Below are 15159 nucleotides of genomic sequence, written 5' to 3' on the forward strand. Positions count from 1 at the left end.
TGCCCGTGGCGGATCGGATCGGGGGAACACCGTGTTCACTTCTTCCGGAAGCGTTCGGCGGGGCCGTCCAGGCACGGGTGCAGCTGGATGGCCCGCCCGTTGTCGATCTGCTTGGCGCACTTGTCGGCCTGGGCCGCGTAGAGGTTGTGGTTGCGCAGGGTGAACTGCTGGGCCGGGTTCCCGCTGCAGTTCGCGATCTGGACGGTCGTGCCGGCCTCGGTGGCGCCCCCGGCGGCGTCCATGCACAGCCCCTTGGTGCGGATGGTGCCGTCCGAGCCGATCTTCCACAGCTGGTTGGGCTGCCCGTCGCAGGGCGCCAGCGCCAGCGGGGTGCCGTCGGTCCCGGCGCCGCCGGTGAGGCAGTTGTGCGTGGCGTAGTTGGCCAGGGGCGTGCCCAGCGGGTTCTCCTCCGGCGCGCCGGGTGCCCCGGAGGAGGCCGGGGGTGCGGACGAGCCGGCGGCGGAGGCGGACGGGGCCGCCGAGGAGTCGGCGGGTGGCCGGTTGCCGAGGAAGAAGACCAGACCGGCCGCGACGGCGCAGACGGCGGTCACCGCCGAGCCGATGATGACGGCGCGGCGGCGGGTGTCCGACGGCCCGCGGTCCGGCTCCCGGGGAGCGGGCGGGGCGGCGGACGGCCGGGGGCCCGGGGCGACCGTGACGTCCTTGACGTCGTCCGCCAGCGGCGGGGTGTCCAGCGCCGGGTTCGGCGGACGCAGCACCGGCTCGGCCAGCAGCCGGGTGTCGATCAGCCCCCGGGAGTCGATGGTGAACCGCCAGCGCGGGCGGTCGCCCCGGCCCAGGACCACCACCGCCCACGGCGTCCGCGGATGGTCCGCCAGGTAGTGGACGCGCTCCCGGTCCCGCCCGCCAGGCATGCTCGCCAGGATCAGCACCCCGCCGGCCGGCTGGGACAGCGCGGCGGCGGCATCGTCCAGATGCTGCACCTCGGTCGTCCCGATCGGGTCCGCGGTGCCGGGCTTGAAGCCGACCCGGACCACCTGCACACCCCGCGACCACGGATTGGTGGTCAGCTCCCGCGTCCAGTCCTGGACGAGCGCCCGGGCGAGCCGGCTGTCGCCCTCCAGGGCGGTGATCCCGCCCGAATCCCCGAGGTTGAGCAGGGCGAAGCCCTCGCGGTAACTGCCGAGGGAGACCAGCTGCGGGTACGGCTCCCGTACGGACTCCTCGACCTCCGCGGTCTGGATGCCGCGCAGCTGCGCGGACCAGGCCCGGGCGGCGGGATCGGCGGTCCAGCCCGCCGGGGGCCGCTCGTCGGGGCTGCGGAGCAGGAAGCGCACCGTGTCGGCGCCCACCACGACCGCCTGGGCCCCGGGGACCGGCCGGTTCTCCCGCGCACAGGCGGTGGCCATGACGCGCATCGCCCGGTCGACCGTCCACATCCCGTGATCGGTGCGCAGGCCCCCGGCGAACGGGTCGGCCGCTCGCCTGCCGAAGAGGCGGGCGAGCCGGCCTGCGGGGCGGCCTCGGTCGGCGGGACGGCGGGGCTCTGTCACCTTCAACTCCTCGGCTGTGGGCGTCTTTCCGCTCCTCGTGCGCGCGGCCCCGCGAGCGCGGGGAAGACACCCCCTGGTCCTGCCGGACGACGAACGGCTTCGCGCGGCTTCGCGGGCGTGAAAGGAACGGTGACCGGCGGGGACGGAGGGTGTCGAGAGGCAGCGGGCGTGCTTGGGACCTAGGGCCCACCGCGGCCCGGCAGCGGTGGACCCCCTCCACCCCCGTTCCTAGCATCGACCGCGTCCGCACACCGGCGAGCGCCGACGGGCCGGGCCACGGCCGCGGCGACAGCAGAAGGGGGCCCTCATGGCGAACATGAACGTGACCTACGGCGAGATGCAGGACAGCGCGAGCCGGATGCGCAACAACAAGGCCGACATCGACGCCAAGCTCAACGAGTGCAAGAGCATCGTCGACAACCTGACCGCCAGCGGCTTCGTCACCGACCAGGCGTCGGGGAAGTTCGACGAGGTGCACACCGAGTTCGTCACCTCCGCGAACCAGGCCATGGAGACGCTGGACCAGCTCTCGCAGTGGCTCGACAAGGCGGTCAGCTCGATGCAGGAGATGGACAGCCAGATGTCCAGCTCCCTGAACCAGAAGTAACGCGGGACCGGCCGGCGGCGGGAGGGGGACAGCCATGCCGATGATGATCACCATCGCCCGGCACCCGGACGTATCGGCGGACGTGGTCCTGGACGCCGACCCCGGCACCGCGCTGCGGGACGTCGTCCGTGAACTGCTCGCCGGCGTCGGGGTGTTGCCGCCGGGGGTCGCGGATCTGCCCGAGGTCTACCTCGGCGCCGAGCGGCTCGACCTCGGCCGGCCCCTCGCGGGCAGCGGCATCCACGACGGCAGCGTCCTCTGGCTCGACCGGCCCGGCAAGGGCACACGACGGCGCGCCGGACTGGTCACCGTCCGGGCGGTGGCGGGCGACGGCGCGGGCCAGGTCTGGCACCTGGAGGCCGGCGAGCACCTGATCGGCTCCCACCGCAACTGCCGGGTGCGGCTGGGACACGGCCGGCCGCCCGAAGCCGCCGTGATCCGGGTGTTCCTGGACGCGACCGTCCACCTCAGCGCGTCCGCCGAAGGCCCCCTGCTGGACCGCGCCCCGCTGCCCGGATACGAGGTCCCCTGGCAGCCGCGCTCCCAGCTCCGCTGCGGCGACACCCTCCTGGAGGCGCAGCCGGTCCAGCGGCCGGACGCCATCATCGACCCCTCCCCGGACGGCGAGTACCTCGACTACAACCGCCCGCCGCGGCTGCTCCCGCCCACCAAACGCACCGAGTTCCGCCTGCCCGCCGAGCCCACGGCCCCGACGCCGAACGCGCTGCCGTGGCTGGCCGCCGCCCTGCCCGCGGTCTTCGGCGGCGTCATCGCGGTGGTGTCGGACAACCCGATGTTCCTGATCATGGCCGGGATGTCGCCGGTGATGATGATCGGCAACTGGGTCTCCGGGCGGCGCCAGGGCAAGGTCGGCCACCGCCGCAAGCTCGCCGAGTACCACGGCCAACGGGCCGCCATCGAACGGGAGATCGCCGCCGCACTCGACGAGGAACGCCTCGACCGCCGCGCCGCCAGCCCCGACCCCGGCGAACTGCTGGACATCGCGACCGGCCCGCGCGCCCGGCTCTGGGAACGCCGCCGCGTCGACCCCGACCACCTCCTGGTCCGGGTCGGCATCGCCGACCTCCCCACCGAGATCGTGGTGGAGGAGGAGGGCGAGGGCGGCCGCCGGCGGCGCGATCTGCGGGCCGCACCGGACGTCCCGGCCACCTTCTCCCTCGCCCACGCGGGCGTCGTCGGCGTCGCCGGACACCAGGAGTGGCCCCGGCGGACGGCCCGCTGGCTGGTCGGACAGCTGGCGGTCCTGCAGAGCCCGCGCGATGTGCAGCTGTACATCCTGACCGACCCGGAGGGCGAACGCCTCTGGGAGTGGGCGGCCTGGCTGCCGCACACCCGGCCGCAGCTGGGACAGCAGGCCCTGGCGCTGGTCGGCGCGGACGCCCAGACCCTCAGCCACCGGGTCGCCGAACTGATCGAGCTGATCAACGTCCGCAAACAGGCGCGCCTCCAGGCCGGAGCGCAGGCGGTGCTGACCGACCCGGACGTCGTCGTGGTGATGGACGGCGCCCGGCGGCTGCGGGCGCTGCCCGGCGTGGTGACGATCCTGCGCGAGGGCCCGGCCGTCGGCGTCTACAGCATCTGCGTGGACACCGACGAGCGGACCCTCCCCGAGGAGTGCGCCACCGTCGTCGTCGGCGGCGCGGACCGCCCCGCGAGCCTGCGGCAGCAGCGCGCCGACCAGATCGACGGCATCCTCGCCGACGAGGTCACCGACGGCTGGTACGAGGCCACCGGGCGACGGCTCGCCCCGCTGCGGGACGTCAGCACCAACCAGGGCGAGGCCGCGCTGCCCGCCACCGCACGGCTGCTGGAGACGATCGACCTGGAGGACCCCGAGCCCGCCGCCGTCGCCGAACGCTGGCGCTCGGGGGGCCGCAGTACCAAGGCGGTCGTCGGCTCCTCGCTCGACGGCCCGTTCAGCCTCGACCTGGTGAGCCACGGCCCGCACGGCCTGGTGGCGGGCACCACCGGCTCCGGCAAGTCGGAATTCCTCCAGACACTGGTCGCCTCGCTGGCGGTGGCCAACCGCCCCGACGCCATGACCTTCGTCCTCATCGACTACAAGGGCGGCGCCGCCTTCAAGGAGTGCGTCCAGCTGCCGCACACCGTCGGCCTGGTGACCGACCTCGACCCCCACCTCGTCGAACGCGCCCTGACCTCGCTCGGCGCCGAACTGACCCACCGCGAACGCCTCCTCGCCGCCGCGGGCGCCAAGGACCTGGAGGACTACCTCGACTACGCGACCCGGCGACCCGGCCTCGCACCGATCCCGCGGCTGCTCATCGTCATCGACGAGTTCGCCTCCATGGCCCGCGAGCTGCCGGACTTCGTGACCGGCCTGGTGAACGTCGCCCAGCGGGGCCGCTCGCTCGGCATCCACCTGATCCTCGCCACCCAGCGGCCCTCCGGCGTGGTCTCCGCGGAGATCCGCGCCAACACCAACCTGCGGATCGCGCTGCGGGTGACCGACGCCGGCGAGAGCACCGACGTCATCGACGACCGCGAGGCCGCCAACATCTCCGCCGCCACCCCCGGGCGCGCCTACGCCCGCCTCGGGCACAGCTCGCTGATCCCCTTCCAGACCGGCCGGGTCGGCGGCCGCCGCCCGTCCGCCCACCGCACGCACGAGGTGGCCGCGCCGTTCCTGCGGCCCGTCTCCTGGCTGGATCTGGGACTGCCCGCACCGCAACGCCCGCGCGTCGCCGGGGAGAGGGACGAGGCCACCGATCTGTCGGTGCTGGTCACCTCGGTGCGGCGGGCGGGGGAGCTGCTGGGCATCGAGCCGCAGCGCCGCCCCTGGCTGCCGCCGCTGCCGCTCTCCCCGGTCGTCGAGCTGGCGACGGATCCCGTCACCGGCTCCGGCCAGGACCCCGCGTTCTCCTGGGCGCTCCAGGACCTGCCGACGCAGCAGCGGCAGGAACCGGTGACGGTCGACATGGCCACCTTCGGCCATCTGCACATCATCGGCGCGCCCCGCTCGGGCCGCTCGGCGGCGCTGCGCACCTTCGCCGCCGCCGCGGCCGCCGCGTCGAGCGTGGCCGATCTGCATCTGTACGGGCTCGACTGCGGCAACGGCGCACTGCTCTCCCTGAGCCGGCTGCCGCACTGCGGCGCGGTGGTGCAGCGCAGCGAGACCGACCGCGCCGTCCGGCTCCTCACCCGGCTCCACGACGAGGTGCAGCGCCGCCAGCGGGTGCTCGGCGAATCCGGGTTCGCGGACGTCGCCGAGCAGCGGGCGGCCCGGCCCGCCGAGGAGCGGCTGCCCCACCTCGTGCTGCTGCTGGACCGCTGGGAGGGGTTCATGGGCACCCTCGGCGAGTACGACGGCGGGGCGCTCACCGAACTGATCCAGACGCTGCACCGCGAGGGCGGCAGCGCGGGCGTCCACCTCGTCATCGCCGGGGACCGGATGCTGCTGAGCGGCCGGATGTCGTCGCTGTGCGAGGACAAGCTCGTGCTGCGGCTCTCGGACCGCTCGGACGCCAGCCTGGCCGGGCTCAACCCGCGCAAGATCCCGGAGAATCTGCCGCCGGGCCGCGGCTACCGCGCCCTCAACGCGATCGAGACGCAGGTCGCGCTGGTGGCGGCCGACCCGGCGGGCCCGGCGCAGGTCGCCGCGGTGCACGCGCTGGCGGCCCGGCTCACCGAACGGGAGGCCGCGGTCCCCAGGGCGGCCCGGCCGAACCGGATCGCGGTGCTGCCGACGGAGCTGACCTTCGACCAGGCGTGGGAGCAGGTCGGCACGCCGGGGCGGATGTGGGCGCTGGTGGGCGTGGCCGGTGACGACGTCGAACCGGTCGGCGCCGACCTCCACGGCGACCAGCCGACCTTCCTGGTCGCCGGGCCGTCCCGCTCCGGCCGCAGCACCGCGCTGAGCGTGATGACCGAGTCGCTGCTGCGCGGCGGCACCGAGGTGGTCATCGGGGCGCCGATGAACTCGCCGCTGCGCGCCTTCGCCGGACGGGCCGGTGTCCGCGGCGTCCTCACCGACGAGCAGCCCACCGAGCAGCAGTTCGCCGGACTGCTCGACCCGGGCGACGGTCCGGTGGTGCTGGTGGTCGACGACGCCGAGGTGTGGCGCGACCTGATCTGCCGGGACTGGTTGAAGACCTTCGTCCGCAAGGCGTCCGGCAGCAACCGCGGCGTGATCATCGGCGGCGACGTCGCCACGGTGGGCGTCGGCTTCGCCGGCTGGCAGTCGGAGATCAAGAAGAACCGCCGCGGCGTTCTGCTGTCGCCGCCCAACCTGGGCGACGGCGACCTGGTGGGCGTGCGGCTCTCCCGCTCCCAGGTGGCGGCGAAGGTCGTACCGGGCGCCGGGCTGCTGCACCTGGGCAGCGGCGCCCTGATGACCACACAGATTCCGCGGGCGGCCCGGGCCGAGCCCGCCACGGACGACCGCAGGGGGCAGTGATGGCAGACCTCGTGGTGAAGGACCTCAAAGAACTGGCCGACGGCCTCAACAAGTTGGTGGAGGACTTCAAGGCGGCGACCGACTTCCAGGACCACTCCAGGGACCTCTGGGGCCAGCACAACGCCAACGAGTCGATGAAGGACTTCGCCTACAACTGGAAGGTTCACCGCTCGGACATGGCCGACAAGATGAGTTCCTTCAGCGAGAAGGTGGCCAAGATCGACGAGGAATGGACGAAGGCCGACGAGAAGATGAAGAAATCGCTCAAGACCAGCTGACACGCAGGTCGGAAAGGGCTGGGGAGGCCGATGTCCGGCATCAGGAGTTACGACTGGTCACCGCTGGATCTCGACGCAGATCCGGTCCGCGCCGACCTCGATGCGGTGCATGAGGCGCAGAAACAGTACAAGAGCATCGCCGACACCATCGACGACGCCCTCGCCAAGCTCGAAAAGATCATCAGCAGCAACAGCGACAGCCTCGCGGGCCAATACGTGGAGGGCCTCAAGTCCGACGCGGAGTCGATCAAAGCGGATCTGAAGAAGGCCGGGGCACGCTACAGCGATGTCGTGCGGGAGTCCGGAATCTACGAACCGCATCTGGTGAAGGGGCTGGACGACACCAAGAAAGCCCTGCACAAGGCCGAGGACGCCCGGGCCAAACAGAATACGGCAAAGGCCATGCCGGATCCGCAGAAGGACTCGCACGGCGAGATCTCCGACGAGGAGCAGGAAAAGGGCGACGAGAAGAACAAGGCCGTCAAGGGGGCCGACGACAAGCTGGCCGAGGCGAAGAAGGACCTCCAAAACGCACTCGACGCCCTCAACGACGCCGGCACGCGCTTCGGCGACGCGGTCAACTGCGACCGGTACGACGACGGTCTGACCGACTCGGGGTGGGACCGGTTCGTCGACTGGCTGGCGCGGATCGGCAGCGACCTCTTCGGCTGGGTCGCCGCGGCCTTCGCGATCCTGGCCCTGCTCATCCCAGGGGTGAATGTCATCGCGCTGGCGGCATTCGTGACAGCCGGGATCTCCTTCGCGATCAGCGCCGTGCTCTACAGCGAGGGCAAGGGAAGCCTCCTCGACGTCATCCTGGGGGCCGTCGGACTGGGGGCCGCGGGACTCAGCGCCATCGTCACGGTGTGGGGAAAGATCGAGGCCGCCGCTGCGCGGAGCCTCGCCGGCCAGCTCCAACCGCCGCGCAATGCGTGGGGAATCTCGGGAGACGCGACCGAAATGTTCGGGATTCCGACCGGGCCCGCCGCGGCCGGGCGGATGGCGGAAGCGCTCAGATGGGTGAACATGTCGGAATGGTTCAACAACCCGGCTTTCAACTGGCTGCTGCGCGGACTCGACATCGTCACCCCCGACCTGGGTTTCATGGCCTCCTTCTGGAAGCAGCTCAAAAGCGCCTGGGACCTGTGGAAGTCACTGGGGAACGCCCCGGGAGCGTTCTTCAAGAATTTCCTCGCCTCCCTCTTGGGAATTCAGGAAGCCCGCGGGTTCGCGGCCGTCTTCCGGTCGGCTGGATTTCCGGTACCGCGCTGGGTGTTCCTCGCGGGCTTCGCGGGAGCCAGCTTCAATTTCTTCTCGCTCATCTACAGCATCCTCCGCCTCCGGAAGCTGTTCCCCGATGTCAACCCGTCCGGTGCGCCGTCCTGAGGAATGGAAAAATGCCGAGTCAGCAGAAATTCTCGATGCCGACCTGTGCCTGGCACTGGGAGTGGGTGCCCCCGGCCCCGCCCGGCGGCACGGACGACGACCCCTGGGCCGCCCACCTGGTGGAGCTCTACACGGCGTGGACGGCCGAGGGGCTGGCCGCCGCCCGGAAGCTCTGGCCCAAGGAGACCGGGGAGCTCGAGGAGGACTTCCCGCTCACCGCGGACGCCATGGGGCGCACCGTCGCCGCCTGGCTGCGCGAGCGGGCCGGCCAACTGCCCGCGTGGTCGCGGCTCGCCTGGGGCGCGGCATTCGTGAACGACAAGCCGCACTGGGCGCCCGTCCCGGTCGTCGTGGAATTCCGCCGGCCCGGAGCCGACGACCCGAACTACCTCCTGGAGACCATGGGCGCCGGCGGTATCGAGAGCGACGCCCGGACACCCGTGGTCGAGTACGTCACCACCCTGGCCGGTGACGGGTTCCGGTTCCTCGCCCTGGGCCGGACACCCGAAGGCGCGAGCTACGGGCGCGTCGGCGCGGCGCTCCGCCTCGAAATCCCGCAGGACGGCGGCGCGTCCGAGAGCGGCGTGGACGTTCTGCTGACGACGTCGGTGGCCGACATGGGACTGCTGGCCGTGATCGGCGCCGGGATGGAACAGCTGATGCAGGAGATCGCCGCGGCGAGCATGCCACCGCCCGGCGGGGGCCGGGCGCCGCTCGGCTTCGTACCGGGGGTGCAGCCGTGATCGACTTCGAACTGCTCGTGCCCGACGGCTGGGTGCAGATCCCCACCACGGCGGAGACGGCCAGGGTGCGCGCCCGGGTCATCGACGAGCTGATCCGGCACCATCTGCCCGACTCGCTGCCCCGCGACAAGGCGGGCCCCTACCGCCGCATGCTCCGCAAGGAACTGGTCGCGGCGACCGATGACGCGTCACGGCAGGGCGCCCGCTCGGTACTGCTGCCGCTGGAGGAGTTCAACGGCATGAAGATGCCGGGCTCCTTGGTGGTCACCGTCATCGAGAGCGGGAACGAGGACGAGGACGCGGAAGCCATGCTGGCGTCCCTCCTCGCCGACGCGGGGGACTCCGGGACCTATCTGGAGATCGACGGGGTACCGGCGGTCCGCCTGGCCACGGTCATCGACACCGGCCGTCTCGGGCGCAAACAGCCGGCCTGGCGGGTTTCGTACTACGTGTCCCACCCGGAAGCCCCCGGCGTGTGGGGGCTGCTGACCTACACCGTGCTGACCGACGGTGACGTCGATGCCGAGCCGGTCCGGGCGGTGATGCTGGTCTTCGACGTGATCGTGTCGTCGCTGCGCTGGGAGGACCGGATCGACGTCCCGACCGAGGAGGAGGTCCTCGCGGAGGCGGATGCGTTCCTCGCCCGGGTCGAGGCGGCCGAGGCGGCGGCCGCGGGGCCGGACACCTCGCCGGGCGAGGGGCCCGCGGCTCCCCGGGCAGAGGCACCCGGCGCCCCGCATGAAGCAGACGTGAAGAGAACCTGAAGCCGCCCCCCGCAGGCTGACGGCATGACAACCGATGCCAGCTCACCCTTTGTGCCGCAGGGCGCCCACCGGGTCCGCATTGCCATCGTCAGCCCGGACATCCTGGCCCGGATCAGGCAGGTGTTCGCCGAGAAGAACCTCACCGTCGAGATCGCCCGGATGCCGTACGTCGAGGTCGCCGTGCGACCGGTGACCGGCGGCCGGACCGGGCCCGGCGGCGCGCCGGACCGGGCGCGGGGCGGTCACCGGGACGCCCCGCCCACGGCCCGCCGGCTGTGCGCGGAATACCGGCTGAGCGTGGTGGGACAAGACGAGCCGGGCCCGGCGGCCGGTCCGGCGGGGGCCGGTGCCCCGCCGCCGGAGACGGCCGCTCCCGCATCCCGGCTCTCCCGGCGGCAGCACGAGGTGATGGCCCTGGTCTCGCGCGGGGCGCGCAACGCCGAGATCGCCGAGCGGCTGCACCTCAGCGAGAAGACCGTGAAGAACCATCTCAACCGCATCTTCCGGCGGTTGGGCGCCGGCAGCCGGATCGAGGCGGTGCTGCTCTGGCACCGCGATCAGCGCCACGGACGCACCGCACCGCGATCCGGCGGCACCGCGCACCCGCCGTCGCCGTCCGCCGCCGGACCGGAGGCCGCCAGCCCCTCCCGCGCCCCCCGCTCCGCCGGACTCTCCCTCGCCCGGCCCGCCCCGCCCGGCCGCCCGGAACCCGCCGCCCGCTGGAGCTCGGCCGGACCGAACAGCGCCAACGCCTCGTGAGCGCGGTCGCCGTGGGCCGCACGCAGCGACAGCGCCTCCCGGAAACACCGCTCCGCCGCCTCCGCGTCGCCGAGCCCGTGCTCGGCCAGCCCCAGATGGATCAGTACGTTCGCCTCCAGCAGTGCGTCGCGGCAGCGCCGGGCCGCCGCCAGACCGGGGACGCCGTACCGCCGGGCGCTGCGGAAATCGCCGCGGTCGAGGTGGAGCCGGCACAGCAGGTCCAGACAGCCGGCCCGGTGGTGGAGCGAGCCGGTGCGGCGGGTCAGCGTCAGCGCCTGCTCCGCGTGGCGTAGGGCCGCCGGGACGTCCGCGGCCTCCCGCAGCGCGGCGGCCAGATTGCCGAGCAGGCCGGTGCGCACCACGTCGTCGCCGGTCTCCTCGGCCAGCGAAAGCCCCTGCTCCCACTGCTCCACGGCGGCGGCGCCCCGCCCCATCCGGGAGTGGGCCACGCCCAGGTGGTTGCGGAGCGCCGCCTCGGCCCGCCGGTCCCCGAGCAGTTCGGTGCTGCGCAGCCCGATCTGCAGGGTCTGCGCCCAGTCCCGCGCCTGTCCGGCCACACAGAAGTAGTCGAAGAGGAGATAGGCCAGCTGCCAGGCCGCGTCGTGGCAGCCGATCCGCTGCGCGGTCCGCACGAGCGGGCCGAGGTTCTCCCCGTCCCGCGCGCACCAGGCCACCAGCGCCTGCCGGTCCGCGAAGCGCGGCTCCCCGCCCGCGGCCCCGTCCTCGACGGTGAACGGCAGCGGCGGCTCACCGGCGGTGTGGAACCGCGCCAGCGTCCGTATGTGCCAGCGCAGCGCCCGCTCCAGCGACCGGCGCCGGGAGGCGGCCGTCTCACCGCCCCGGCACGCCTCCTCCGCGTAGATGCGGGTGAGATCGTGGATCACGTAGCGGTCGCCGGCGGCCTCCAGCAGATTCTGCGCGGCCAGGCTCCGCAGCGTCTCCGCGGCTGCCGGAGCGGGGACGTCCAGCAGCGCGGCGGCCGTCTCCGGCCGGATGCTCCCGCCCGGGAGGAGCCCCAGGAGCCGGAAGGCGTGGGCGTCCTCGGTGTGCAGCTTGGCGTAGGAGCAGGAGAGCGCCCCGCGGACGGACGCCAGCTCGTCGCCGGGGACCGTGAGAGTGTCGAGCCGGCTGCGGACGTCCTCCAGATCCGCCACCAGATCGGCGATCCGCGGCGGCGGGCCCGCGGACACCTGGTCGGCCACGATGCGCAGCGCCAGCGGCAGATGGCCGCACAGCTCCGCGAGACGGCGGGCCGTCGCCGCCTCCGCCGCGACCCGCGCGCCGCCGATCGCGCCGGAGAGCAGCTCCAGGGACTCCCCGGCGCTGAACGGGGACAGCGTCACCCGGCGGGCGGAGTAGCGGACGGCGAGCCCGCCGAGCCGGTTGCGGCTGGTGACGAGGGTGAAGGACGGCCCGCCGCCGGGCAGCAGACCGTCCAGCTGATCGGCGGACTCGGCGTTGTCGAGCACCAGGAGCAGCCGTTTGCCGCGCACGAGGCTGCGCCACAGGGCGATGCGGGCCTCCTCCGCCGGGGGAATCGCCGTGGCGCCGAGCGAGGTGAGCAGCGTGTGGAGCACATCCGCCGGTGCGCCGGCCGGGCGTTTGGGGTCGAAGCCGCGGAGGTTCACGTACAGCTGGCCGTCCGGGTAGGCGTCGGCCAGCTGATGGCCGCAGTGCACCGCCAGCGCGGTCTTGCCGACGCCGCCGACGCCGACGATCATCGCGATCCGCGACGCCCCGGACGACGGCGCGCGCGCCGCGTCCAGCACCTGCCGCACCGCATCGGCCCGGCCCACGAACCTGCCCACCCCCTGCGGCAGTTGCGCCGGACGGACCGGGGCCGCGGCGACGGGCACCGCGCCGTCCGGGTGGCCGGCGAGCAGCGATCCGTACAGCGACCGCAGCTCCGCCGTCGGATCGATCCCCAGATCGTCGGCGAGCCGCCTGCGCAGGCCGTGGTAGTGGGCGAGGGCGTCGGCGGTGCGGCCGCTGCGGCTGAGCGCCGTCATCAGCAGGGCGCTCAGCCGCTCGTGGTACGGATTGTCCGGAACATGCCGTTGCAACTGCGCGGCCGCCGGTTCGGGCCGGCCGAGGCTCAGCAGCGATTCGGCGCGCTCCAGCTGCAGGCTCAGCCGCAGTTCGGACAGCCAGGTGCGGTGCGCGGCGGCGAGCGGGCCCGGAAGTCCGCTGAGCGCGGAGCCCGGGTGCCAGTGCGCGAGCGCCCGGTCGTAGGCGCCGACCGCGGCGCCCGGGTCCTGCCGCGCCCGGCTGTCGCGGGCCTGCGCCGCCAGCCGCTCCACCACGGCGAGGTCCAGCCGCGCGGGGTCGAGGCGGAGCGTGTATCCGCGACGGGAACTGGTGAGCGGGAGCGACGGATCGCCGGATCCGGCCAGCGCCCGGCGCAGTCCGGACAGGTAGGTGTGGAGGCTGCCGACCGCGGTGGCCGGGGGCGAGGCGCCCCAGATGCCGTCGATCAACTCGTCCCGCGAGACCGCCCGGCCGCCCCGCAGCGCGAGGATGGCGAACGTCGCCCGCTGCTTCGGCGGGCCGAGCGCCAGCTCCCGGCCCCCGGCGTAGGCCCGCAGCGGCCCGAGGACCTCGACCTTCAGACCGTCGCGGCGCGACACCGGCATGGGACCTCCAGGGGAGGGCGTGCCCCGCCCTGCGCACCGCCGGGCGGGCGCGCCACGAGCACCGCCCGAGCCCGTCCAGTCTCCGGGCGCACTCCCCGGACGGACAAGGCGGGGCAGGGGGCATGCGGGCGCATTCGGACGGCGCGCGCCGTGTGACGGGGAATGGGGCGCGCGGTGGTTGAGGGCAACTCAAACATCCGGCCAGGGGAGGGAATTCGCCGTCCTTTGGTGCGGTATGGACGCGCTCGGCGGCCGTCCCTAGCCTGATCTGGTCTGGACCGCAGCCGGTTTCGCGGTCCTTTCCGTACGTCGTGATGCTCCATGGCCATCGGGCGCCATCGCCCGACAGGCCTGCTCGGTAAGGCACTTCCCCCACAGCGGCCGCCTCCCGCCCGGTGGCCCGGCGCCCACGAGGCCCGGATCTCCCACCCGGCGGGTGGCCGCATTAAGGAGTTCCCGATGAGGTCACGTATCGCCGCCCTGATCAGCGCCGCCACCCTCGCCGCCGGCGTGGCCGTGCTGGCGCCCGCCGCACCCGCGGGTGCCACGCCCGGATGCGCCCCGACCGCCCTCACCTGTACGAAGGCCGCCACCAAGGCCGAGGGCTTCGTCGTCAGCGAGGCGCAGTTCAACCAGATGTTCCCGAACCGGAACCAGTTCTACACGTACAAGGGGCTGACCGACGCGCTCAGCGCCTACCCGCAGTTCGCGAACACCGGAAGCGACACCGTCAAGCGTCAGGAGGCCGCCGCCTTCCTCGCGAACGTCGGCCACGAGACCGGTGGTCTCGTCTACGTCGTCGAGCAGAACACCGGCAACTACCCGCACTACTGCGACGCGACGCAGCCCTACGGCTGCCCCGCCGGCCAGGCCGCGTACTACGGGCGCGGGCCCCTCCAGCTGAGCTGGAACTTCAACTACAAGGCGGCGGGGGACGCGCTCGGCATCGACCTGCTGAACAACCCCTCGCTGGTGGAGAAGGACCCGGCGGTGTCCTGGAAGACCGCGCTCTGGTACTGGAACACCCAGAAGGGCCCGGGCACCATGACGCCGCACGACGCGATGGTCAACGGCGCGGGCTTCGGTGAGACGATCCGCTCCATCAACGGGGCCATCGAGTGCAACGGCGGCAACCCCGGCCAGGTGCAGAGCCGGATCGACAGCTACCAGAACTTCGTCAAGATCCTCGGCGCCGAGCCCGGCGGAAACCTGAGCTGCTGAGGCACGACCGCGGCAGCGGGCCCGCGCGCCCGGCCGGAGCCATCAGGCCCCGGCCGGGCGCGCGGGCCGTCGCCGTTCTTCCCCGGCGGCAGCATCGCCGAGGACACCCGCGCCACCGCCGTCGGCGCATGCGTCACCGGCCACCCCGGCGTGGCCGGCGCCCGCACCGCCCCGCTCGTGCGCGTCTGCCGCAGGCCGTTCGGCGGCGGCCCCCCTTCGTCTGTCTGCACAGATTCGTTTGCGTACGCACAAAAGATGCGCTCCCGCGCGCTGCCGGCGCCGCGCGTGCGGGAATCGGCGACGTGCCTACCATGGGAGAGGCCCGGAATGCGGACACCTGGTTTTCGCCCGCCGGGCGGGGGCCGGGTGCGTCCCGGCCGGTAACGCCGGAGCGGCCCGTCCAGCCCGCTTTTCCCCCTCGGACGCCGCTTCCGCGCCCTGAAACTCTGGTCGGTGGTCCGCTGGTACGGCGCCGAAGGCCTGCGCACCCACATCCGCACCGGCGTCCGCTACGCCCGCCTCTTCGCCGACCTGCTCGGCACCGACCCCTGCTTCACCCTGCTCGCCCCGCCCCTCCTCGGCCTGGTGACCTTCCGCCTGAACGCCTCCGACGCCGCCAATCGCGCCCTCCTGGACACCGTCAACACCGAGGGCACCACCTTCCTCACCCACTCCGAGAAGAACGGCACCTTCTTCCTCCGCTTCGCCGCCGGCGGCACCTTCACGGAGGACCGCCATGTCCAGCAGGCGTGGGCCGTGGTGCGCGGGGCCGCCGACGCGGGACGGAGCGAGGACGAGCGGGGCGCCGCGTGAACTCCC

At 73.3% G+C, this 15159-nt stretch carries 9 protein-coding genes and 2 pseudogenes; 9 read left to right on the forward strand and 2 right to left on the reverse strand.

Annotated elements, in window-relative coordinates:
* Positions 1-35: 35 nt before the first annotated feature.
* A complete protein-coding gene (locus ABT345_RS27110; protein ID WP_345087225.1) occupies positions 36-1514 on the reverse strand; it encodes an RICIN domain-containing protein in 1479 nt (492 codons plus the stop codon).
* Between the two features lie 307 nt (positions 1515-1821).
* On the opposite strand from ABT345_RS27110, the gene ABT345_RS27115 reads away from it, so the two are divergent.
* Genes ABT345_RS27115 through ABT345_RS27145 form a run of 7 tightly spaced genes read left to right on the forward strand, consistent with a single transcriptional unit; the run spans position 1822 to position 10486 of the window.
* Positions 1822-2121, forward strand: coding sequence for a WXG100 family type VII secretion target (locus ABT345_RS27115; protein ID WP_345087223.1), 300 nt, complete (start codon positions 1822-1824; stop codon positions 2119-2121).
* 34 nt (positions 2122-2155) lie between these two features.
* Entirely contained in the window at positions 2156-6556 is a 4401-nt protein-coding gene (locus tag ABT345_RS27120) for an FtsK/SpoIIIE domain-containing protein (RefSeq protein ID WP_345087221.1), read from the forward strand.
* On the forward strand, positions 6556-6834 hold the full coding sequence (locus tag ABT345_RS27125) for a hypothetical protein (RefSeq protein WP_345087219.1): 279 nt from the start codon (positions 6556-6558) through the stop codon (positions 6832-6834). The genes ABT345_RS27120 and ABT345_RS27125 overlap by 1 nt, the downstream gene beginning before the upstream one ends.
* A gap of 30 nt (positions 6835-6864) precedes the next feature.
* Positions 6865-8220 (forward strand): hypothetical protein, encoded by a 1356-nt coding sequence (locus tag ABT345_RS27130; RefSeq protein WP_345087217.1) that lies wholly within the window; start codon positions 6865-6867, stop codon positions 8218-8220.
* Between the two features lie 11 nt (positions 8221-8231).
* Positions 8232-8963 carry a hypothetical protein gene (locus ABT345_RS27135; protein ID WP_345087215.1) on the forward strand — a complete coding sequence of 244 codons (732 nt, stop codon included), beginning with the start codon at positions 8232-8234 and terminating at the stop codon, positions 8961-8963.
* Positions 8960-9727, forward strand: a complete 768-nt coding sequence (locus ABT345_RS27140) for a hypothetical protein (protein ID WP_345087213.1) — start codon at positions 8960-8962, stop codon at positions 9725-9727. The genes ABT345_RS27135 and ABT345_RS27140 overlap by 4 nt, the downstream gene beginning before the upstream one ends.
* Before the next feature lie 24 nt (positions 9728-9751).
* Positions 9752-10486: a helix-turn-helix transcriptional regulator gene (locus ABT345_RS27145; protein WP_351323558.1), complete on the forward strand. Its 735-nt coding sequence runs from the start codon at positions 9752-9754 to the stop codon at positions 10484-10486.
* Positions 10487-10749: 263 nt separating this feature from the next.
* Here ABT345_RS27145 and ABT345_RS27150 read toward each other — a convergent pair.
* Positions 10750-13119: pseudogene (locus tag ABT345_RS27150) on the reverse strand (AfsR/SARP family transcriptional regulator); the annotation flags it as partial.
* A gap of 459 nt (positions 13120-13578) precedes the next feature.
* On the opposite strand from ABT345_RS27150, the gene ABT345_RS27155 reads away from it, so the two are divergent.
* Positions 13579-14340: a chitinase gene (locus tag ABT345_RS27155; RefSeq protein ID WP_345087209.1), complete on the forward strand. Its 762-nt coding sequence runs from the start codon at positions 13579-13581 to the stop codon at positions 14338-14340.
* 426 nt (positions 14341-14766) lie between these two features.
* Positions 14767-15153 (forward strand): annotated as a pseudogene (locus ABT345_RS27160) (pyridoxal-dependent decarboxylase); the annotation flags it as partial.
* Between the last annotated feature and the right edge of the window lie 6 nt (positions 15154-15159).

The organism is Streptomyces sp. NPDC000404 (genome assembly GCF_040300365.1).
Taxonomy (GTDB): Bacteria; Actinomycetota; Actinomycetes; order Streptomycetales; family Streptomycetaceae; genus Streptomyces; species Streptomyces ramulosus.